Annotated in this window: 21 protein-coding genes and 1 tRNA gene; 7 read left to right on the top strand and 15 right to left on the bottom strand. The window is 55.4% G+C overall.

What is annotated here, in order from left to right; genetic code table 11:
* The first annotated feature begins 151 nt into the window (after window positions 1-151).
* The 3 genes from RMR24_RS05590 to RMR24_RS05580 are packed head-to-tail and all read left to right on the top strand — an operon-like array spanning window position 152 to window position 3228.
* Window positions 152-1000, top strand: a complete 849-nt coding sequence (locus RMR24_RS05590; RefSeq protein WP_310614097.1) for a 3-hydroxybutyryl-CoA dehydrogenase — start codon at window positions 152-154, stop codon at window positions 998-1000.
* A gap of 33 nt (window positions 1001-1033) precedes the next feature.
* Complete coding sequence (locus RMR24_RS05585) at window positions 1034-1798, top strand: metallophosphoesterase family protein (RefSeq protein WP_310614096.1); 765 nt, start codon at window positions 1034-1036, stop codon at window positions 1796-1798.
* A complete protein-coding gene (locus RMR24_RS05580) occupies window positions 1795-3228 on the top strand; it encodes a bifunctional serine/threonine-protein kinase/universal stress protein (protein ID WP_310614095.1) in 1434 nt (477 codons plus the stop codon). The genes RMR24_RS05585 and RMR24_RS05580 overlap by 4 nt, the downstream gene beginning before the upstream one ends.
* Before the next feature lie 9 nt (window positions 3229-3237).
* Here the strand turns inward: RMR24_RS05580 and RMR24_RS05575 are convergent, their stop codons facing one another.
* From RMR24_RS05575 to RMR24_RS05535, 9 genes are all read right to left on the bottom strand, one after another.
* Complete coding sequence (locus RMR24_RS05575; RefSeq protein ID WP_310614110.1) at window positions 3238-4194, bottom strand: tripartite tricarboxylate transporter substrate binding protein; 957 nt, start codon at window positions 4192-4194, stop codon at window positions 3238-3240.
* Between the two features lie 193 nt (window positions 4195-4387).
* Window positions 4388-5368 (bottom strand): tripartite tricarboxylate transporter substrate-binding protein, encoded by a 981-nt coding sequence (locus RMR24_RS05570; RefSeq protein WP_310614094.1) that lies wholly within the window; start codon window positions 5366-5368, stop codon window positions 4388-4390.
* Window positions 5369-5482: 114 nt separating this feature from the next.
* Window positions 5483-6727 (bottom strand): AMP-binding protein, encoded by a 1245-nt coding sequence (locus tag RMR24_RS05565; RefSeq protein WP_310614093.1) that lies wholly within the window; start codon window positions 6725-6727, stop codon window positions 5483-5485.
* An 11-nt stretch (window positions 6728-6738) separates the two neighbouring features.
* Entirely contained in the window at window positions 6739-7548 is an 810-nt protein-coding gene (locus RMR24_RS05560; protein ID WP_310614092.1) for an ABC transporter ATP-binding protein, read from the bottom strand.
* A 108-nt stretch (window positions 7549-7656) separates the two neighbouring features.
* The gene (locus RMR24_RS05555) at window positions 7657-8988 is read right to left on the bottom strand and encodes an ABC transporter substrate-binding protein (protein ID WP_310614091.1); all 1332 of its coding nucleotides are present in this window, start codon (window positions 8986-8988) and stop codon (window positions 7657-7659) included.
* Window positions 8989-9042: 54 nt separating this feature from the next.
* A complete protein-coding gene (locus RMR24_RS05550) occupies window positions 9043-10119 on the bottom strand; it encodes a branched-chain amino acid ABC transporter permease (protein WP_310614090.1) in 1077 nt (358 codons plus the stop codon).
* 93 nt (window positions 10120-10212) lie between these two features.
* Window positions 10213-11142: a branched-chain amino acid ABC transporter permease gene (locus RMR24_RS05545; protein WP_310614089.1), complete on the bottom strand. Its 930-nt coding sequence runs from the start codon at window positions 11140-11142 to the stop codon at window positions 10213-10215.
* Window positions 11143-11170: 28 nt separating this feature from the next.
* A complete protein-coding gene (locus RMR24_RS05540) occupies window positions 11171-11953 on the bottom strand; it encodes an ABC transporter ATP-binding protein (protein WP_310614088.1) in 783 nt (260 codons plus the stop codon).
* A complete protein-coding gene (locus tag RMR24_RS05535; protein WP_310614087.1) occupies window positions 11950-13896 on the bottom strand; it encodes an AMP-binding protein in 1947 nt (648 codons plus the stop codon). The genes RMR24_RS05540 and RMR24_RS05535 overlap by 4 nt, the downstream gene beginning before the upstream one ends.
* A 173-nt stretch (window positions 13897-14069) precedes the next feature.
* On the opposite strand from RMR24_RS05535, the gene RMR24_RS05530 reads away from it, so the two are divergent.
* The 4 genes from RMR24_RS05530 to RMR24_RS05515 all read left to right on the top strand — a co-directional run bounded on the left by RMR24_RS05530 (window position 14070) and on the right by RMR24_RS05515 (window position 18454).
* On the top strand, window positions 14070-14777 hold the full coding sequence (locus RMR24_RS05530; protein WP_310614086.1) for a Crp/Fnr family transcriptional regulator: 708 nt from the start codon (window positions 14070-14072) through the stop codon (window positions 14775-14777).
* Window positions 14778-14789: 12 nt separating this feature from the next.
* Window positions 14790-15647: a pseudouridine synthase gene (locus RMR24_RS05525; protein ID WP_310614085.1), complete on the top strand. Its 858-nt coding sequence runs from the start codon at window positions 14790-14792 to the stop codon at window positions 15645-15647.
* Window positions 15648-15741: 94 nt separating this feature from the next.
* Window positions 15742-17703 (top strand): molecular chaperone HtpG, encoded by a 1962-nt coding sequence (gene htpG / locus RMR24_RS05520; protein WP_310614084.1) that lies wholly within the window; start codon window positions 15742-15744, stop codon window positions 17701-17703.
* A gap of 19 nt (window positions 17704-17722) precedes the next feature.
* Complete coding sequence (locus RMR24_RS05515; protein WP_310614083.1) at window positions 17723-18454, top strand: haloacid dehalogenase type II; 732 nt, start codon at window positions 17723-17725, stop codon at window positions 18452-18454.
* Here RMR24_RS05515 and RMR24_RS05510 read toward each other — a convergent pair.
* The 6 genes from RMR24_RS05510 to RMR24_RS05485 form a co-directional block, all read right to left on the bottom strand.
* Window positions 18451-19464: a serine/threonine protein kinase gene (locus RMR24_RS05510; protein ID WP_405023311.1), complete on the bottom strand. Its 1014-nt coding sequence runs from the start codon at window positions 19462-19464 to the stop codon at window positions 18451-18453. The genes RMR24_RS05515 and RMR24_RS05510 overlap by 4 nt on opposite strands.
* A complete protein-coding gene (locus RMR24_RS05505) occupies window positions 19448-19801 on the bottom strand; it encodes a DUF1840 domain-containing protein (RefSeq protein ID WP_310614081.1) in 354 nt (117 codons plus the stop codon). Before RMR24_RS05505 ends, RMR24_RS05510 begins: the two co-directional genes overlap by 17 nt.
* A gap of 47 nt (window positions 19802-19848) precedes the next feature.
* Window positions 19849-20727 carry an alpha/beta hydrolase gene (locus tag RMR24_RS05500; RefSeq protein WP_310614080.1) on the bottom strand — a complete coding sequence of 293 codons (879 nt, stop codon included), beginning with the start codon at window positions 20725-20727 and terminating at the stop codon, window positions 19849-19851.
* Between the two features lie 55 nt (window positions 20728-20782).
* Window positions 20783-20859 (bottom strand) — tRNA-Met (locus tag RMR24_RS05495).
* Between the two features lie 22 nt (window positions 20860-20881).
* Complete coding sequence (rplQ, locus tag RMR24_RS05490; protein ID WP_108360234.1) at window positions 20882-21277, bottom strand: 50S ribosomal protein L17; 396 nt, start codon at window positions 21275-21277, stop codon at window positions 20882-20884.
* A gap of 75 nt (window positions 21278-21352) precedes the next feature.
* Window positions 21353-22345: a DNA-directed RNA polymerase subunit alpha gene (locus RMR24_RS05485; protein WP_310614079.1), complete on the bottom strand. Its 993-nt coding sequence runs from the start codon at window positions 22343-22345 to the stop codon at window positions 21353-21355.
* Between the last annotated feature and the right edge of the window lie 152 nt (window positions 22346-22497).

Below are 22497 nucleotides of genomic sequence, written 5' to 3'. Positions count from 1 at the left end.
GGGCGGCTGACGATTTCTGGTACTCCAGCATGAGGAAGCCGCCCCAAGTCAATTCGCTGGAGTGTAAGAAATTAACGCACGTCAGCCAAACGCAACCCTTCCCCCGCTAATATTGATTTATTAATTCAACCGACAAAACAAGGATCGCAAAATGAGCATTCAAACCGTAGGCATCATCGGCGCCGGCACCATGGGCAATGGCATTGCGCAAGCCTGTGCCGTGTCTGGCGTGAACGTGGTGATGGTCGACATCTCTGACGCTGCCGTGGCCAAAGGCCTCGCCACCGTGTCGGGCAGCTTGGACCGGTTGATCAAGAAAGAAAAAATCACCGAAGCCGACAAAGCTGCAGCCCTGTCGCGCATCCAAACCAGCACCAGCTACGACGACCTGAAAAGCGCACAACTCGTCATCGAGGCGGCGACTGAGAACTACGACCTCAAGGTCAAAATCGTCAAGCAGCTCGACGCCATGTTGGCACCCGAAGCCATCATCGCGTCCAACACCTCATCCATTTCCATCACCAAGCTGGCCGCCGTCACCACACGTGCCGACCGATTCATTGGCATGCACTTTTTCAACCCCGTGCCCATGATGGCCTTGGTCGAAATCATCCGTGGTTTGCAAACCTCAGACGCCACACACGCAGCTGTGCACGACCTGTCCACCCGTTTGGGCAAGAGCCCCATCACTGTGAAGAACGCGCCGGGCTTTGTGGTCAACCGCATCTTGGTGCCCATGATCAACGAGGCCTTCTTTGTGTTGGCCGAAGGTGTGGCCACCGCCAAAGACATTGACGCCGGCATGATGCTGGGCTGCAACCAGCCCATCGGCCCCTTGGCCTTGGCCGACATGATTGGTCTGGATGTGTGCCTGGCTGTGATGGACGTGTATTTGCAAGAGTTTGGCGACAGCAAATACCGTGCGTGCCCCTTGCTCAAAGAGATGGTGGCCGCAGGCCAACTGGGCCGCAAAACAGGCCGCGGCGTCTACACCTACTGAGATACGTCACGCCGCTGCATCACACGCATCGCCATGAAGTACGCCCTGCTCTCCGACATACACAGCAACTTGCATGCGCTCGACGCGTGCTTGGCGCATGCGCAAACCCAAGGCGTGGATCGTATTGCCATCTTGGGTGATGTGGTGAGCTACGGCGCCTTTCCCGCTGACGTGGTGGCACGTTGCCAAGCGCTTCAAAAAGACGGCGCGATCGTACTGCGGGGCAACCACGAAGAACTGATTCAAACCCACAACATAAACACAGCCAGCCCCAACCCCTCATTGGGCAGCCAAACGGCGCAATGGACACATGACCAGCTGTCGCCCGCACAACGCTTTTGGCTTGAAATTTTGCCGCTCACCGCACAGGTCGAACACATGCTGCTGGTGCATGCCAGCGCCGATGCGCCCGATCTTTGGCGTTATGTGAACGACGAACGCACGGCAAGCTTAAGCCTAGACGCCGCGTGCACCCACCCCGATGTGCGTTACGTGTTTGGTGGCCATGTGCACCACCAGTCGCTGTACTACCGAGGCACAGGCCGTCAGCTGATGGCTTTCAAGCCCACATCGGGCGTGCCGATTCCCACGCCCAAACATCGGCAGTGGATTGCCACCATTGGCTCGGTGGGCCAGCCGCGCGATGGCAACCCACGCGCGATGTATGCGGTGTTTGATAGCTCGGCTTGCAAACTGACCTTTCACCGCGTGGCCTACGACCACCGCGCTGCCGCTCGTGCCGTGCGCGAAGCCGGCTTGCCAGAATACTTTGCCCAACGCTTGGAGACCGGCAAATGAAACGCTTAACTGCAGGCACTGAGCTAGACGGCTTTCGCATTGGCGCTTGTTTGCACGCCGGTGGCATGGCGCACATTTACGAAGTGACCTATACAGACGCACGCCCCGCCCCATTTGACATGGTGATGAAGGTGCCGCGCATGACTGCTAGCGATGGTGCCGAAAACATCGTGGGATTCGAAGTCGAACACCAAATTTTGCAAGTGCTGCACGGCACGCATGTCCCCCGCTTTGTGGCGGCCGGTGATTTGATCAGCTTGCCCTATTTGGTGATGGAGCATGTACGAGGCCAAACCTTGCAACAAGTGCTGGATGCGCACACACACGAACGCACGCAGACCAGCGTGGCCGACATCTCACGCATGGGCGCCGCCATCGCCCGTGCCGCGCACAGCCTGCACCAACAAAACACCTGCCACCTTGATATCAAACCTGCCAATGTGTTGATGCACCCCGACGGCCATGCGGTGCTGTTGGACTTTGGCTTGTCCTGCCACGCGCACTACCCCGACCTGCTGGCTGAAGAGCTGCGCAAAGCCGTGGGCTCGCCCGCGTGGATTGCCCCCGAGCAAGTGGTGGGCGTGCGTGGCGACCCCCGCAGCGACATCTTTGCCATCGGCGTGATGTTGTACGAGCTGGCCACGGGAGAGCTGCCTTTTGGCAACCCACAAACCCAAGGCGGCATGCGACAGCGTTTGTGGATGGACCCAACACCGCCTCGCCGCTTGCGCGACGACTTGCCCGAATGGTTGCAAGAAGTGGTGCTGCGCTGCCTAGAGCCCGAGGCTGCCAAGCGTTACCCATCGGCGGCGCATTTGGCGTTTGACCTTGAACACCCCGAACAGGTGAAGGTGACCAAACGTGGCAAGCAACTGCAAAGCACACCGTTTTTCACACACGTCAAACGCTGGCTCAAAGCGGCTGGCATGCACTACCAGCCCAGCCCGTTGCCGTCGCAGCAAATTGACGAAGTGCCGATTTTGATGGTGGCCGTGCCGCACCTGGACGTGAGCGACGCCACGCTGTACTCGCTGCGTCAAGCGGTGGCGCGCTCGCTGGGCATTCGTCCCGGCGCGCGCTTGGCGGTGGTCACGGTGATATCACCCAACCAAACCAGCGCCACGGAAAGCATCAAAAGCGAAACCTCGGTGCACCGCCAATACCTCACCATGCTGCACCAATGGGCACAGCCACTGGACTTGGAACAACACCAAACCTCCTTTCACGTACTGGAGGCCAGCGATGTGGCCAACGCCATCGTGCGCTACGCCGAGGGCAATAACGTGAGCATGATCGTCATGGGCGCGGCCACGCATGGTTTGCAGATGCAACGCTTTGTGGCCACCGTGCCCATCAAGGTGGCGATGGAAGCACCTTGCACGGTGATTTTGGTGAAGCAGGCGCTGCCGTTTGAGCACCTGATGGGCTGATCCATCGCGTCAGTCGACCTTGGCGCCAGACACCTTCACCACCTGCGCCCACTTCTTGTGTTCGACATCAATGAACTTGGCAAAGTCTTCAGGGGTGTTGCCGCCGGGGATGGCGCCTTGTGCCAAGAGCTTCTCCTTCACGACAGGCGTACCCATGGCCTTGGCTGTCTCTTGTTGGATGCGACGCACGACGTCTGCTGGCGTACCTGCAGGCGCTAACAAGCCGAACCATGAACTCGCCTCATAGCCTTTCAGCGTAGGGCCGCCGGCCTCTTCAATCGTAGGCAAATCGGGCATGGCTTCTGAGCGCTGGGCGCTGCTGACTGCCAACGCTTTGAGCTTGCCAGACTTGATGTGTGGAATGGCAGAGGGCAGGTTATCAAACATCACATCCATAGAGCCGCCCAACAAGTCAAGGATGGCGGGGCCAGAGCCCTTGTAGGGGAAGTGAACCATGTAGGTACCGCTCATGCTTTTGAACAGATCACCCGCCAGATGAATGGACGTGCCGTTGCCGCTGGATGCCATGTTGAGCTTGCCTGGATTGGCTTTGGCATATGCAATGAAATCCATCACAGAATTGATGTTGCGAGCTTTGGCCATGTCGGCGTTGAGCACCATGACATTGGGCACACCCGCCACCACAGTGATAGGTGCAAAGTCTTTGATCGGGTCAAACGGCAACTTGCTATACAGCGCGCGATTGATGCCATGCGTTCCCACAGTCCCCATCAGCAGCGTGTAGCCATCGTTGGACGACTTCGCCACGATATCAGCACCTAAGTTGCCACCAGCGCCGGCTTTGTTTTCTACAAAGAAGGTTTGACCGAATGCGCGCGTCAACTCTGGCGCAATCGCACGGGCCAAAATATCGGTGGTGCCCCCTGGTGCAAACGGCACCACAATGCGCACGGGTTTGCTGGGCCACGCCTGCTGTGCATGGGTCGCACCGCCGATCAACAACATGGCGGTAAACAAAGATGCTTGCGTGAATCGACGGCGGTGCAGTGTCATGGTGGATCCTTGATGTTTGACAGATTCATGTTGCCATTCACACGAGGTTACAACTGTCACCTCTGCTTCGAAATTCGTCCGTGTTTACCCCATTAAAAAAGCCACCCGAAGGTGGCTTTTTTTTCAACCAAACGAAGTATTTGGCTTAGTCTGCGTATACGCCAGCAGCCTGAATGATCGGGCCCCACTTGGCGATTTCTGAGGACACAAATTTCTTGTGGTCAGCAGCATCGGTGCGCTTGTCGGTGACGATGACCGCGCCCAAAGCTTCTTGCTTCTTGATGAACTCTGGGTCTTTCAAAGCAGTTTTCAAGGCTGCGTTGATCTTGGCTGTCACATCAGCAGGCGTACCTTTAGGGGCATACAAACCATGCCAAATGGTGACTTCAAAACCTTTGATGCCAGACTCTTGCATCGTAGGCAAGTGCTTCAAAGCCGGTGTGGTCAAACGCTTGGCAGTGGTCACAGCAAACGCCTTGACGGTTTTGCCTTCGATTTGGCTGGTGGTGTTGGTGCTTTGGTCGCACAACAAATCAATCTGACCACCCATCAAGTCGTTCATGGCAGGTGCTGTGCCTTTGTAGGGCACTGTGGTCATGTCGGTTTTGATCGCGCTTTGGAACAACAAACCGCAGAGGTGAGAGGCAGCGCCCAAACCAGCGTTACCCAAGTTGACCTTGCCTTTGTTTTGTTCAATCCAAACAGCCAACTCTTTGTAGTTGTTGGCAGGCAATGTGGGACGGCCGATCAAAGTCATGGGGACTTCGTTGACCATGCCCAAGTATTCAAAATCATCGGTGGTGTTGTAAGGCATCTTGCGATACAAAGCAGGCGATGTGGCCATGCCAATGTGGTGCAACAACACGGTGTGGCCGTCTTGAGGGGCTTTGGCAACTTTGTTGGCGCCAATCGTGCCACCAGCACCTGCCACGTTTTCAACCACCACGTTGGCACCCAAAGGCTTGCGCATGGCTTCAGCCAAGTCACGTGCCACGCGGTCGGTTGGACCACCTGCCGTGAACGGCACCACGATGGTGACCGGCTTATCTTTGACAGGGAAATCGGCAGCATGGGCGCCGGTCAATGCGGCGACGGCCAGCAAACTTAAAGTGAACAGTTGTTTCATGGGTGACTCCTCTTAATAATTCCCCATACTAAAGCACTATTGACAGTTTCGCCATTTCGGTTTTCACGTAAGGGCTTTCCTTGGTGTTCATCAAAGAAAGCGCCCATACCGTATTCACTGGTAAGTCCGCGCGTCTTCAATGACCTTGCCGTCGTTGGGCAAACTACCTTCGGCCACCATCGTCACTTCAGCGCGTAGCTTGGTGATGTCGCGCACGGCGTCGCTAATTTTTTGAACCAACCCATCCGCATCTTGCGCTTCAACTTTGAGGCTCATTTGGTCGTTGGCCATTTCGCCCGTGACCACCAAACGCGCACGTTTGATTTCGGGAAAGCGTTTGACCACCTCGGCGACTTGGCCCGGATGCACAAACATACCGCGCACTTTGGTGGTTTGATCGGCACGGCCCATCCACCCTTTGATACGCACATTGGTGCGACCTGTGGGGCAATGGCCAGGCAGTACAGCAGACAAATCGCCGGTACCAAAACGGATCAAGGGGTAATCGGAGTTGAGCGACGTCACGACCAATTCACCCACTTCGCCTTCAGGCACAGGATCGCCCGTGCCTGGCCGCACGATTTCAACGATCACACCTTCGTCGAGTACCAAGCCTTCCCGGGCTTCGGTCTCGTACGCAATCAAGCCGAGATCAGCTGTGGCATAGCACTGATAACCCGCAATGCCGCGCTCGGCCAACCAATCGCGCAAACTGGGTGGAAACGCTTCGCCCGACACCAGAGCCTTGGTTACGGTGGGCAACTTGACGCCCATCTCGGCAGCTTTTTCAACAATGATTTTCAAAAAGCTGGGTGTGCCGATGTAGCCCGCAGGCTTTAACTCAGCCATGGCGCCCACTTGCTGCTCGGTCTGGCCTGTGCCGCCCGCAAACACAGTGCAGCCAAGGGCGTGCGCGCCAGTTTCCATCATCGAGCCCGCAGGCGTGAAGTGGTAGCTGAAGCAGTTGTGAATCAACTCATTCGAGCGAAAGCCTGCGGCGTAAATGGCTCGAGCCATGCGCCAGTAGTCTGCGCGCGCGCCTTCGGGCTCATAAATGGTGCCGGGGCTGGCAAACACGCGTGGCATGGCTTTGCCAAAACCAATGGCGGCGAAGCCGCCAAACACATTGGTGGCGCGTTGTTCTTGCTGCTGCGCCAACAACTCGTATTTGCGGATCACGGGCAGTTTGGCCAGCGCTTCGCGGCTCGTGATGCTGGCAGCGTTTACACCAGCCAATGACTTGGTGAATGCAGGTGAATGTTTTTGTGCGTGCGCAATTTGCGCAGGCAAAGCAGACATGAGCGCAGCTTCGCGCTCGGCTGCATTGCGGATTTCGAGTGCGTCGTAATGGTTGGACATGGCGGCTCCTCTTACGCCAACCAACGCTTGCGGCGCTTGTAGCTCTTGGCGTCTTTGAAGCTCTTGCGCTCGCCACCACCCATGCCGAGGTAAAACTCTTTCACGTCTTCGTTGTTGGCCAAATCAGCAGCTGCGCCATCCATCACGATGCGGCCCGACTCCATGATGTAGCCGTAGTCGGCGTACTTCAAAGCCATGTTGGTGTTTTGCTCAGCAATGAGGAAAGTGACTTTTTCTTTTTCGTTCAAGTCTTTGACGATGTTGAACACCTCTTCCACGATTTGTGGCGCCAAGCCCATCGACGGCTCGTCGAGTAACACCATGTTGGGGTTGGCCATGAGGGCGCGGCCAATCGCGCACATTTGCTGCTCGCCACCCGAGGTGTAGGCGGCTTGCGATGTGCGGCGTGTTTTCAAACGTGGGAAGTAGTTGTAGACCTTCTCCAAGTTGGCTTCGATCTCGCTTTTGCTGGAGCGCGTGTAGCTGCCAGTCAACAAATTTTCTTCAATGGTCAAGTGGGCAAAACAGTGACGACCCTCCATCACTTGCACCACGCCGCGCTTGACCAAGTCTGCGGGCGTGAGGTTTTCGATGCGCTCGCCACGCAACTCGATGCTGCCCTTGGTGACCGCGCCACGCTCGCCTTGCAATAGGTTGGAAATCGCGCGCAAGGTCGTGGTTTTGCCAGCGCCATTACCGCCTAGCAAAGACACGATGCTGCCTTCAGGCACATTGAGCGACACGCCCTTGAGCACCAAGATGACGTGGTTGTAAATGACTTCAATGCCATTGACGTTGAGAATGATGTTTGAAGCGTTCATGGATAACCTTTGTGAATCAACTGAAAGACGCGTCAATCAGACCGGTCTTTCAGTTGATGGCTCACGCCTCAGCGTGAACCATCAAACACAATCACCTCAAAGGGTTGATCAAGATTGGCAATCCGCAGCTGTGCGACGGGTCATCTTCTTGTCAGCCAGGTACTTGTCAGCACCGGCCTTGATCATGGGCTTCAAGATTTGCTCGTCGGCTTGAATGAAGTCAGACGAGAAGCTCCACTTGCTACCGTCCCACGTCTGAACGCGCGCAGAGCTCGAGCCCATGTGGTCAGCACATGATGTCGACAGCGGTTGCATGATGCCGGTGAAGCCCATAGCGTCTAAACGCTTTTGGTCAAGCGCCAAGTTTTCCATGCCCCAACGCACTTGCTCGCCAGTCATGACTTTGCCTTTGCCAAAGCGCTCTTGCGCACGGCGCACAGCTTCGACGCTGAGCATTGAAATGATCACACCACGTGTGTAGAGCACTTGACCCACTTCGTCTTTGGGACCAGAACCTTGGTTCTTGCCATGCACATGCTTCAAGATGTCTTGGATGACTTTGGGCTGCGTGCCCGATGTGTTCAAAGCCAAGGCGTTGTAGCCTTTGGCGCCTTCGCCCACGTCTTTGACGTCAGGTTCGGCACCCGCCCACCACACGCCATACATCTTGTCGCGAGGGTAGCCTGTGGCTTGGGCTTCTTTCAAAGCTGTCGAGTTCATCACGCCCCAGCCCCACAACATCACGTAGTCAGGACGGCTTTGACGCACTTGCAACCAAGCTGACTTCTGCTCGACGCCAGGCGCCGTGACAGGGATGAGTTGCAATTCAAAACCATGCATCCTGGCGCGCTCTTGCAAGACAGGAATAGGCTCTTTACCGAACGGTGAGTCGTGATAAACCAAGGCGATTTTCTTGCCCTTGAGCTTATCCAAGCCGCCTTCTTTTTTACCCAAATGCTGCACCAAGATGTCAGCGCCGGTCCAGTAGCTGCCCATCAACGGGAAGTTCCACTTGAAGGCCATGCCGTCTTGTGCGATCGACAGGCCATAGCCCAAGGTGATCAAAGGCACTTTGTCCGCCGCTACTTTTTCTGTCAACGCAAACGTGATGCCCGTGGCTTGTGGATCAAACACGCTCACGCCCGGACGACCTTTCATACGCTCGTAGCACTCCACACCACGGTCGGTGGCGTAGCCTGTTTCGCACTCTTCAAACGTGATCTTCACGCCGTTGATGCCGCCATCGCGGGCATTGATGAGCTTGAGGTAATCCTGTTTGCCGTTGGCCCACGGAATACCGTTGGGCGCATAGGGGCCTGTGCGGTAGGACAGCAGTGGGAAAAACTGCTCTTTCGCCTGAGCCTGAACTGGGGTAGCAACCAGTGAAGTCGCAGCAGTTGCCAAAGCGGCCACGGCCAAAATCAAATCACGTATCTTCATACTTGTCTCCTTGAAAAATCAACACTCACACAAAAACAGAAACGCTCAACCGCGTTAATGGGGGAAAGGCCAAATACGCAATTTTTGTTTGGCAATCGCCCACAACTTAGCGAGGCCATGCGGTTCAACGATGAGGAACCACACAATCAACCCACCAAAGATCATTAGCTCAGCGTGCGACACACCCGCTGTGGAAATCTCAAAGCCCATGAGACCCGCCAAGACCGGCAAAATTTGGCTCAAGGCAATCGGCAACAAGGTAATGAAAGCCGCCCCCAAGAAGCCACCCAAGATGGAACCTAAGCCACCGATGATCACCATGAAAAGCAAGCGAAATGAGATGTCCACTGAAAACGCAGCTGGCTCCCACGCGCCCAAGTAAACAAAGGCCCACAGCGCACCCGCCACGCCCACGATGAACGAACTCACAGCGAACGCGCTCAGCTTGGCGTACATCGGGCGAATACCAATCACCGCGGCGGCGACGTCCATGTCCCGAATCGCCATCCACTCACGACCGACGGCACTGCGGACCAAGTTTTTGGCAAGCAAGGCAATGACCATCAACACACCGAGGCACAACCAATATTTGCTCAAGGCGCTGTCAATCGGCAGACCAAACACTTGCAACTCAGACACAGACACGGAGCCCGAAGGTGAATCATTGGTCAGCCACTTGATGCGCAAAAACATCCAGTCACTGAAGAACTGTGCGGCCAGTGTGGCCACCGCCAAATACAGTCCCTTGACACGCAAACTGGGCAGGCCGAACAAGATGCCAAACAGCGTGGCACACAAGCCCCCCAAGATGAGCGCGGGAATCAAAGGCAGACCAGGAATGCGCACAAAGAAGTTGTAGGCCCCGTAAGCCCCGACCGCCATGAAAGCGCCAGAGCCCAAAGAAATTTGACCGCAGTAACCCACCAAAATATTCACGCCCAGCGCAGCCAAAGACATGATCAAGAACGGGATCAGGATGGCGCGAAAGAAGTAATCGGAAGCCAACAAGGGCACCACCGCAATGGCGAACACCAGCAGCAGCGCCATGACGATGCGGTCTTGCCGGATCGGCAGAATTTGCTGGTCGGCACGGTAAGTGGTTTTGAATTGACCGTTTTCTCTGTAGAACATAACTAACCTTTAATGATCTTTTAGCTTCGACACGCTTCGCTTAACTTAGCTTTGCTAAGTTAGTCTGCGCTGAAAAATTATTGAGTGCGTATTTCATACGCGATCAATAATTTTTTCGCCAAACAAACCTTGCGGACGAATCAGCAAAAAGCCCAACGCCAGCACATAGGCAAACCAAATCTCGATGCCGCCACCCACAAAGCCGCCCAGATACACCTCGGACAATTTCTCACCCACGCCAATGATTAAGCCGCCGATGATGGCGCCAGGAACAGAGGTAAGCCCACCCAAAATCACCACAGGCAGCGCACGCAAAGCGACGGTGGCCAGAGAAAACTGCACGCCCAACTTGCTGCCCCAAATCATGCCGGCCACTAAAGCAACCACGCCGGCCACACACCACACAATCATCCAGATGCGGTTGAGCGGAATGCCAATCGACTGGGCCGCTTGGTGGTCATCCGCCACCGCACGCAAGGCGCGACCCGTGGCTGTCTTTTGGAAGAACACCGTCAACAAGCCCACCAGCGCAGCTGCGATGAGTGCGGCATAAAAGTCTTCTTTGTTCACCAAGACGCCGCCTTGAAACATGCCTTCCAAAATAAAGACGGGGTCTTTGGGCATGCCGATGTCAATTTTGTAAATGCTGCTGCCAAACAAAGTCTGCCCCAGACCTTCAAGGAAGTAAGCAATACCGAGCGTGGCCATCAGCAAGGTCGCGCCTTCTTGGTTGACCAAGTGGCGCAACACCAAGTACTCCACAGCCCAGGCCACGACAAACATCACCACCGCTGCCATGGCAAAAGCCAACACATTGGCCATCAGCAAGCTGTCCACACCTGTCCACTGGGGAATCCACTCTGAAAAACGAGCCATCGACAGCGCGCCAAACAGCACCATCGCGCCTTGCGCAAAGTTGAAGACACCTGAGGCTTTGAAAATGAGCACAAAGCCCAAAGCTACCAGTGAATACAACATACCCGCCATCAAACCACCGAGCAGTGTTTCTAAAAAGAATGCCATCTTTAAATCCTTGTTCGTGCGAGTTCGTTCAGTGCGACGTGCCGAGGTAAGCGCTGATGACTTCCTCGTTGTTACGCACCTCATCGGGGGTGCCGTCGCCGATCTTTTTGCCGTAGTCGAGCACAACCACGCGATCAGAAATATCCATCACCACACCCATGTCATGTTCGATCAACACGATGGTGGTGCCGAACTCGTCGTTCACATCCAAGATGAAGCGACACATGTCTTGCTTTTCTTCGACGTTCATGCCGGCCATAGGCTCGTCGAGCAACAACACCTGTGGCTCAAGCGCCAGCGCACGGCCCAAGTCAACGCGCTTTTGCAAACCATAGGGCAGTTGGCCCACTGGCGTTTTGCGAAAGGCTTGAATTTCCAAAAAGTCGATGATGCGTTCCACCTTTTCGCGGTGCATCATTTCTTCTTTTTCAGCAGGGCCAATACGCAAGGCTTGCATGAGGAGGTTGCTCTTCATGCGCAGGTTACGGCCAGTCATGATGTTGTCGAGCACGCTCATGCCTTTGAACAAGGCCAAGTTTTGAAAGGTGCGCGCAATGCCCATGGTGGCCACTTGATGGCTGTCCATGTGCCCGAAAGTTTGTCCACGGAAAGTGATGGAACCTTCTTGCGGTGCGTACACGCCGTTGATGCAGTTGAGCATCGAGCTTTTGCCCGCGCCATTGGGGCCAATGATGGCGCGCACTTCGTGCTCTTTGACGTTGAACGAAATATCGGTCAAGGCTTTCACGCCACCGAAGCGCAGGCTGATGTTTTTGACGTCAAGGATGACGTCGCCGATTTTCTTACTCATGCTGCTTTCCCCACAGGCGCGAATGTTTTGGCGTCGGACAGCTTGAGCGTGGCGCTCACGCTGCCGGTGCGACCGTCTTCAAACTTCACCAAGGTTTCAATGAATTGCTCGGTCGCGCCGTTGTACAGGGCGCCCACCAAGGCGTCGTACTTTTCGGCAATGAAGCCGCGGCGCACCTTGTTGGTACGGGTGAGTTCGCCGTCGTCAGCATCGAGTTCTTTGTGCAACACGAGGAAGCGGCTCACTTGGCTACCAGCCAACAGTTCGTCTGCGGCCAAATCGGCGTTGACCTTCTCGACGCACTCTTTGATCAACTGATACACCTCTGGCTTTTGCGCCAAGTCGGTGTAGCCAGCGTAAGGCAAGTTGCGGCGCTCAGCCCAGTTACCCACCGCGTCCATGTCGATGTTGATCATCACGCACACTTTTTCGCGTTGATCGCCATAGGCCACCACCTCTTTGATGTGCGGAAAGAACTTCAGTTTGTTCTCGACGTACTTCGGAGCAAACATGGCACCGTCGTTGACGCCGCCTTTGATGCGGCCCACGTCTTTGACGCGGTCGATGATCTTCAAATGGCCGTGCGCATCCAAGAAGCCCGCATCGCTGGTGTGGTACCAACCATCGGCGGTCAACACCTCAGCTGTGGCTGCATCGTTCTTGTAATAGCCCTTGAGCAAGCCGGGCGACTTGACCAAGATCTCGCCGTTGTCAGCCACTTTGATTTCCACGCCCGCACAAGGCACGCCTACGGTGTCGGCATGTGCTTCGTGGTCAGGCTGCAAGCAGACGAACACGGCAGTTTCGGTCGAGCCGTAGAGTTGCTTCAAGTTCACGCCAATGGCGCGGTAAAAGCTAAACAAGTCTGGGCCAATCGCTTCACCTGCGGTGTAGGCCACGCGCACGCGGCTGAGCCCCAAGTTATTGCGCAGCGGGCCGTACACAAAGAAGTTACCCAATGCATAGAGCAATCCACCCAGCAAACCAATGGACTTGCCATCCATTTTGGTGGGGCCATATTTTCGGGCCACGTCCATGAAGTAATTGAACATACCGCGCTTGGGCGCGCTGGCGTCCTCCATGCGAATCATCACGCTGGTGAGCAAACCTTCAAACACGCGGGGTGGCGCGAAGTAGTAAGTGGGTCCGATTTCTTTCAAGTCGATGGTGACGGTGGCAGCAGACTCGGGGCAGTTCACCACGTAGCCGCAATACAACCACTGGGCGTAGCTGAAAATGTTTTGGCCAATCCAAGCAGGCGGCAAATAAGCCAACACGTCTTCGTGCGAGCTGAGCTTGTCAAACAAGGCGCCAGCTTCGGCACGGTTGATGAGAGAGTTGTGTGTGTGCACCACGCCTTTGGGGTTGCCTGTGGTGCCGGAAGTAAAGAACATGGCGCCCACGTCATCGGTGTGCGCTTTTTCAACTTCGTCTTTGTAAAAGTCAGGGTGTTGCTTGGCAAACACCTCGCCAGCGGCGAGCAACTCTTCAAGCGAAGCCAAGCCTGGCTCATCGTATTTACGCAAGCCGCGCGGGTCATCAAAAAAGATATGAGCGATTTGTGGGCATTGCGCGCGAATCTCAAGCAGCTTGTCGACTTGCTCTTGGTCTTCGACCACACAGAAGCGCACTTCGGCGTTGTTGAGTGGGAAAACGCACTCAGGGCCCGCCGCATCTTGGTACAAAGGAATAGGGATGGCACCCAAAGATTGCGCGGCCAACATGGTGGCGTAAAGGCGGGGACGGTTGGAGCCGATGACCACCAAATGCTCGCCGCGTGTGAGGCCAGCTTGGTGCAAGCCGCACGCCATGTGCTCTACCAAGTTGGCCATGTCTGCCCACGTGGTGGTTTGCCAAATGCCGTATTCCTTCTCGCGCATGGCGGGCGCTGCGGGGCGCTCGCTGGCATGCTTGAGTAACAGTCGTGGGAACGTGGTCTGCATTCCTAATCCTTGCTTTGTGTGTCGACAAAAAATCGTGGCGCGCAGGTGGCGCGCTTTTGATGTTGGCGCGATCGTAGGCCTGGGTTTGACGCTAAGTTGTCGTTTCGACGACAATTTAGGGAAGACACCTAGCGGGACTTACCCGAGTCTGACTTTTCACTTGAACACTCACCATGGCTTTAGAACCAAGCGTTTACCAACGTCGCCGCGCACTCACCGACGAAGAGCTCAAACTCATTCCGTGGTTTGGCTTGCTCAAAGATGGCGAGCGCAAACGCATCGCGTCTCAACTGGTCGTGAGCGACCCCATGCCTGGCGACTATGTGTGTCGCGTAGGACGCAAAGCCACCTATTGGTTTGGGGTGGTCGAGGGACTGCTGAAAATGAGCACAGACAGCGCCAGCGGGCGCACCATCACCTTCACAGGCGTGCCGCCTGGCGGCTGGTTTGGCGAAGGCACGGTGCTCAAACATGAGAGCTACCGCTACAACATCATGGCCTTGCGTCGCAGCGTGGTGGCGGGTCTGCCCATCAACACGTTTCATTGGTTGCTCGACAACTCGATTGGCTTTAACCGCTTTGTGATGAACCAACTCAACGAGCGCTTGGCGCAGTTCATTGAGGCGCGTGAGATTGACCGCTCCACCGACCCCGACGTGCGCGTGGCGCGCAACTTGGCCACCCTCTTCAACCCCACGCTTTACCCCGGGGTGGGTGAGATGCTGCGCATCACACAGCAAGAGTTGGCATACCTGGTGGGCTTGTCTCGCCAGCGTGTGAACGTGGCGCTGAACCGACTGGAAGAGCAAGGTGCGATTCGCATTGAATACGGCGGCATGCGCGTGCTGGACCTTGCTGCGTTGCGTGCCAGCGGCACTTAGAATTTACCCCCTATGTCAGACACCCCCACCGAACTCACACGCCTCAACAAACGCATGGCCGAACTCGGTCTGTGCTCACGCCGCGAGGCCGATGCGTGGATAGATCAAGGCTGGGTGTTGGTCAACGGCCGCCCTGCAGAAATGGGCGTGAAGGTTGGCCCCAACGACCGTGTTGAGGTTGACCCACGCGCCAAAGGCCACCAAGACACACAAGTGACCATCTTGCTGCACAAGCCCATGGGCTATGTGAGTGGTCAAGCCGAAGATGGGCATGAACCCGCGATCATGTTGATCAACCCTCGCACGCATTGGGCGGGCGATTCGTCCAAACGACGGTTCACGCCCCCACAGTTGCGCAGCCTCGCCCCTTCGGGACGACTCGACATCGACTCCACAGGCTTGTTGGTGATGACGCAAGACGGCCGTGTCGCCCGCCAATTGATTGGCGAAGACTCGGAGATGGAAAAGGAATATTTGGTGCGCGTGACTTACACCGGCCAAGAAAATACCGCCGCAGCCAACGCCGCATCTGCCACCTATGGCGGCAGAGCCAACCAACTCAGCACCATCGGTGACCACGACCGAGTGACCAACAACGTGCAAGCGGTGTTTCCGAAGGACCAACTCGAACGCTTACGCCACGGCTTGAGCTTAGACGGCAAGCCCCTCAAACGCGCACAGGTGGAATGGCAAAACCCAGAGCAACTTCGCTTTGTTCTGACCGAAGGCAAAAAGCGCCAAATTCGTCGCATGTGCGAACAAGTCGGCCTTCAGGTCGTGGGTCTTAAGCGCATCCGCATTGGACATGTCCAACTGGGTCAGCTGCCTGCGGGGCAATGGCGCTACCTAGGTGCGAACGAGCGCTTTTAAGTTGCCCAAATTTGCTGCGTTTTCTCCCTCTTGAAATTTAGGCCAATGCCCCACAGCTTGGGGCGTTGTTTTTTGTAATTTTGTTTTTAAGACCATGACCAAACAAACCCACTCCTTCCAAGCCGAAGTCTCGCAGCTCTTGCACCTTGTCACGCATTCGCTGTATTCCAACAAAGAAATCTTCTTGCGCGAGCTGGTGTCTAACGCGTCTGATGCTTGCGACAAGCTGCGCTTCGAAGGCCTGAACAACGATGCACTGTTTGAAGGCAACGCCGACCTCGAAGTGCGCGTGAGCTTTGACAAAGAAGCACGCACCCTCACCATTGCCGACAACGGCATTGGCATGAGCCAAGAAGAAGCCATTGCCCACTTGGGCACGATTGCTAAGAGCGGCACGCGCGAATTCATGGGCAAGCTCAGTGGCGACCAGAAAACCGATGCAAAAGATCAAGGCGCCTTGATTGGCCAGTTTGGCGTGGGCTTTTACTCGGGCTACATCGTGGCGGACCGCATCACGGTTGAGTCACGCCGCGCTGGCTTGAAGGCCAGCGAGGGTGTGCGCTGGAGCAGCACGGGCACAGGTGATTTTGAGGTGGAAACCATCACGCAAGCCGAGCGCGGCACGCACATCATCTTGCACCTGCGTGACGATGCTGAGGAATACCTGAGCGCATGGAAGCTCAAGTCGGTCATCAACAAATACTCCGACCACATTTCTTTGCCCATCCGCATGCGCAAAGAAGAATGGAAAGAGGGAGAGAACGACCAGCCAGGCGAAATGGTGCTGACCGACGAATGGGAAACCATCAACCAAGCCAACGCGCTGTGGGCACGTCCTAAGAAAGACGTGACTGACGAGCAGCACACCGAGTTTTACAAACACATCAGCCACGACTTTGAGCCACCTTTGGCTTGGAGTCACAACCGCGTGGAAGGCAGCACCGAGTACACGCAGTTGTTATACATCCCCGGTAAAGCGCCGATGGACTTGTTCAACCGCGAGAAGAAAGCGGGTTTGAAGTTGTATGTCAAACGCGTGTTCATCATGGACGACGCCGAGGCGCTGATGCCCTCTTACCTGCGCTTCATCAAAGGCGTGGTGGACTCGGCCGATTTGCCATTGAACGTGAGCCGTGAGTTGCTGCAAGAGAGCCGCGACGTCAAAGCCATTCGTGAAGGCAACACACGCCGTGTGTTGGCCGTATTGGAAGACTTGGCCAAATACGACATAGCCCCTGCCGTTGGCGCCGATGGCGTGACTGACGTTCTCAGTGATGAAGACAAAGCCAAGCAAGGCAAGTACAGCCAGTTTTACGCCGAGTTTGGCGCGGTTCTGAAAGAAGGCTTGGGCGAAGACTTTGCCAACAAAGACAAGCTCGCCAAGCTGCTGCGCTTTGCTAGCACGAGCACTGACAGCGTGAGCGTGTCATTTGCCGACTACAAGGCGCGCATGAAAGAAGGCCAAGAAGCCATCTACTACATCACCGCTGACACATTGGCTGCAGCCAAGAACAGCCCACAGCTCGAAGTGTTCCGCAAGAAGGGCATCGAGGTGTTGCTGATGACCGACCGTGTGGACGAGTGGGCCTTGAACTTTGTGCAAGAGTTTGACGGTACGCCACTGCAGTCTGTTGCCAAAGGCGCGGTGGACTTGGGCTCATTGCAAGACGAAGCCGAGAAGAAGGCTGCTGAGGAGTCGGCAGAGACGTTCAAGCCTGTGCTGGCCAAGCTCAAAGAAGCGCTCAAAGACAAAGCTGAGGACGTGCGCGTGACCACGCGTTTGGTGGACTCGCCCGCCTGCTTGGTGGTGAAAGACCACGGCATGTCCATGCAACTGGCCCGCATGCTCAAACAGGCTGGCCAGCAAGCGCCCGACATGAAGCCTGTGCTCGAGGTGAACGCTGACCATCCCTTGGTGAAGAAACTGAGTGCCGATGCCAACCCGCATTTCAACGACTTGGCCCACATCTTGTTTGACCAAGCTTTGTTGGCTGAAGGCGGCTTGCCTGAAGACCCTGCCGCCTATGTGAAACGGGTGAACGCGCTCTTGGTGTAAAAACGGGTCCATGACACACATGGACACCCTCACCTCCGCCTCGCTTGACGAGATCAAGGCCAGCACGCAAGTGCTGGCCTTTGACATTTTCGGCACCGTCGTTGATTGGCACGGCAGCATCGTGCGCGAAGTGCAAGCGCTCTACCCTGCTGTGGACGCCAACGCTTTTGCTTTGGCTTGGCGAGCTGGCTATCAGCCTGCCATGGCGAGGGTGCGCTCTGGTGAACTTGGCTGGACGCGCATTGATGAGCTGCACCGCTTGATTCTTGAAGGCTTGTTGCCAATGTTTGGCTTGTCTTACTTGAGCGAGGCTGAACGTGTGCACCTCAACCGTGTATGGCACCGTTTAGATGCCTGGCCCGACAGCGTGGCAGGCCTGCTTCGCCTCAAAAAGATGTTCACTATCTGCAGCTTGTCCAATGGCAACTTAGGACTACTCACCAACATGGCCAAACGTGCTGGTCTGCCTTGGGACTGCGTGCTGTCGGCTGAGGTTTTTCGAGCTTACAAACCTGACCCAGCGGCGTATTTGGGTGTGGCTCGGGTGTTTGATCTGCAACCTCATCAAGTCATGCTGTGTGCAGCACATCACGATGACCTAGTGGGCGCTCGGGGATGTGGTTTGCGCACGGCATACATCGAACGGCCTTTGGAGTTTGGCGCCTTGGAACCCAAAGATGTGTCGCCTCAAGCAGGGAACGATGTGCATGCACGTGACATCCACGCCTTGGCCGACTTGTTGGGCTGCTAAACGTAGAGTGGGTCTTCTTGCATGGCTTCGCACTGTTCTACCAACATGTGCGTTTGCCCAGCCCAATAGTCACTGCTGCCAAACCAAGAGAAATGCTGCACAAACGCTGGGTCGTCTTTGCGCCTGGCCAGCCACGCGCTGTAGTGAACCAAGCGCAAGGTGCGCAGGGGCTCGATTAAATACAGCTCGCTGCGGTTGAGCTCGCGCATTTGTTCGTACCCATCCAGCAGCATTGACAACTGTTGCGTACGCTGCGCACGATCTCCACTGAGCAGCATCCACAGGTCTTGAATGGCTGGGCCCATGCGAGCGTCATCTAAGTCCACAAAGTGCGGGCCGCCGTTGGCTAAGTCAGTGGGTGTCCACAAGATGTTGCCGGGGTGGCAGTCGCCATGCAGACGTATGTTGTGTGCTGGATGTTCGGCAAACTTATGCGTGGCGATGTTTATTGCTTGGTTACACACAGTTAGCCATTCAGTTTGCTGGTCCATTGGAATGGTACGGCTCTCGATTAACCAGTCGCGTGACTCGATCCCAAATGTGCTGACGTTCAGCGCAGGCCGTGATACAAAGTTTTGCTTGGCGCCCACGTTGTGAATGCGGGCAATGAAGCGGCCGATCCACTCCAACACCTCGGCATCGTCTAACTCAGGCAGACGGCCACCGCGTCTTGGGCTCACGCTGAACGCAAAGTCATGCGTGTGGTGCAAGGTGTTGCCATGCAAGCTGAGAGGCCCTACCAATGGCACCTCTTGCGCCATCAACTCTGCGGCAAAGCTGTGCTCTTCCAATATTTGGGCATCTGTCCAACGCTCAGGCCTGTAGAACTTAGTCACCACCGAGCTGTTGTCATCCAGCATGACTTGGTACACACGGTTTTCATACGAGCTCAAGGCTGTCATTCGTCCGTCGACGGCAAGCCCCAGATCAGACAAGGCATCAAGCACCACATCGGGTGTGAGTGCGTCGTAGGCATGGTGCTTGGGCGCGTTGTCAAACACCCCAAACAACCTCTTTGTCTTCAGCGTGTGCGCGGCGCAACATGTCGATGAAAGGCACTACACGTTGCTTGAGGGTGATGGTGCGCGCGCCCTCTGCAACGGGGCTTGCTGTATCTCCTTGCCCCTCGGGGCATGTCGCTTCTTTTGCGGTGTCTTTGGCCGCTTTGATCGCCAGCTCTTCACGCTGTGCCGCTGTGTTCAGTGCATCAATAGCAGCCAACATCTCATTGGGCAAGATGATGCCCTTGGGGCCGGCTTCTTTGCCTATGAGTTTGAGGATGTGTTTGCCTTGGGGCTCCAACATGATGAGGTCGCCCGTGGCTTTTGATTTGAATTTGTACAGCATGTTTTGATTGTGCGCTCTTGCGGCGCATGGTCAAGTTTGCCTTTATCTTAGGGTCGCAGCAACGGATCAACGGCCTCGTGAAATGCGTCAGGCCTCTCATACATCACCCAGTGCCCAGCATCTGGCACCACTGTGAATGTGGCCATGCTCGTCAGTGTTTCTGGCACCTGCTGCAAGGTGTCTTGGTAAAGGGCATCCAACGCACCCCACACACCGTGCACTGTGCATGTCCAACGCGTTTGTGCTTGTGCCAAGACATCAGTGCGGGCAATACGCCTGCGTCGTAAACGGTCACGAGACACATTGGCTAGTTGTAAATCAATGACCTCTTCTGTCACGCTCTCGGGGTGCGCAAACATCATGGTGTTTAAATTATGTTTATGCACATTACGTTGCGCTGCAAGGTGCATGTTGGGTGTCATGCCACGCATGGGTAATTCTTTGCCAAATAATCCCAAGCCTGGCGCACCGATCAAGATCAGTTGACGAATGATCTGTGGGTACTGCGCAGCCACCAAGCCTGCGGTCATACCGCCAAATGAGAAACCCAACACATCGACAGTCTTACCCTTGAAGCTGTGCGTGAAAATTTCTGCGATGTAAGGCACCAAGCCATCTGCGTCCGTCAAGCCAACCGGCAAATCTGAGTCACCAAAACCGGGAATGTCGAGCGCCCAGACTTCACGTGTTTGGGCGAAGTGTTCCACATTACGAAGCCAGTGCGTCCAGCTACCAGAGCCGCCGTGCAGCAACACAAGTGATTTTGTTGATGTGCGGGTATTCACAACATTTGCCACGGCTTTAGGCCCCGCTTGTGTGCTGTCATTGATGATGTTGTTGGCACGCCAAACATGCCAGACAGCATCACCCCAGGCATAGGTTTGCACAATGCGTTGTGACAATGCCTCGACGCGACTGATTTCCATGTGTGAATCTCCCAAGAAAAACGCCCACTGAATAAATTCAGTGGGCGTTTTAAAGTGGTTGCGCGAGTAGGATTTGAACCTACGACCTTTGGGTTATGAGCCCAACGAGCTACCAGGCTGCTCCATCGCGCGTCAAGAGTATTAGTATAACCTATTAAGCCGCTGTTTCAGTAGAAGAAGCCTCAGAAACTTCTGCGCGGTCTACCAATTCAACATAAGCCATCGGCGCGTTGTCGCCCACGCGGAAACCCATTTTCAAGATGCGGGTGTAACCACCTGGACGCGTCTTGAAACGTGGGCCCAATTCGTTGAACAACTTCACGACGCTGTCACGATCGCGCAAGCGATCAAATGCCAAGCGGCGGTTCGCAACGGTAGGCTCTTTAGCCAAAGTAATCATCGGCTCAATGACGCGACGCAGTTCTTTGGCTTTTGGCAATGTGGTTTTGATGGCTTCATGCTCAATGAGCGAGTTCATCATGTTGCGCAACATCGCCAAGCGGTGTGATGTTGTGCGGTTAAGTTTGCGAAGTCCGTGTCCGTGACGCATTTTGATTTCCTTTGATATTTTGCCGGCCGCCGTATCAGGTACGGCCAGGGGACGGTTAAGTCAGTGATTTTTTAATTAACGACGCTCTAAACCGGCAGGTGGCCAGCTTTCGAGTTTCATGCCCAAAGTCAAGCCGCGTGAAGCGAGCACTTCTTTGATTTCGTTGAGTGACTTACGACCCAAGTTAGGGGTCTTGAGTAACTCATTTTCAGTGCGCTGGATCAGGTCACCGATGTAATAGATGTTTTCTGCTTTCAAGCAATTGGCTGAACGAACAGTCAACTCGAGCTCGTCCACTGGGCGCAACAAGATCGGATCGAACTGTTGGCCGCCGCGTGGCGCTGCTGCTTCCATGATGCCGTTGATGGCGTCGCCTTCCAACTGTGCGAACACAGCCAGTTGCTCAACCAAAATCTTGGATGACGCGCGCACAGCGTCTTCAGCCGTGATGGCACCGTTGGTTTCAATTTCCATGACCAAGCGGTCGAGGTCGGTACGTTGTTCAACACGAGCGTTTTCAACGCTGTAGCTGACGCGGCTGACTGGAGAGAAAGCTGCATCCAACACGATACGACCGATGGACTTGCTTGGCTCTTCGCCGTAACGACGCACAGTGCCTGGCACATAGCCACGGCCTGTTTCAACTTTGAGTTGGATGTCGATCTTGCCGCCTTGCGACAGATTAGCAATCACGTGCTCAGGGTTGATGATTTCAACATCGTGAGGCACTTGAATGTCTGCAGCAGTCACAGCGCCTTCGCCGTCTTTGCGCAAGCTCAACGTGACTTCGTCACGGTTGTGCATTTTGAACACAACACCTTTGAGGTTCAACAAAATGTTGACCACGTCTTCTTGCACACCATCAATAGATGAGTACTCGTGCACGACGCCAGCGATGGTGACTTCTGTCACGGCATAGCCAACCATGGAAGACAACAAAACGCGACGCAAGGCGTTACCCAGGGTGTGGCCATAGCCACGCTCAAACGGCTCCAAGGTAACCTTGGCGCGGTTGTGACCCAATTGCTCGACGTGAATATTTTTTGGTTTCAGCAAATTTGTTTGCATTCAGATTTCCTTCAATACCCCCGGTTCGTTACACCGGTAAGGCTGGGTGTCTGGACCACGCTGCGCGAGCGGGCAGCGTGGGGTGCGTTAGGTTGAAAACTTCAACCAGGATTAACGCGAGTAAAGTTCGACGATCAGAGATTCGTTGATGT

It is taken from the genome of Limnohabitans sp., from assembly GCF_031539105.1.
Lineage (GTDB): Bacteria > Pseudomonadota > Gammaproteobacteria > Burkholderiales > Burkholderiaceae_C > Limnohabitans.
This window is presented reverse-complemented; position numbering and strand designations above follow the sequence as displayed.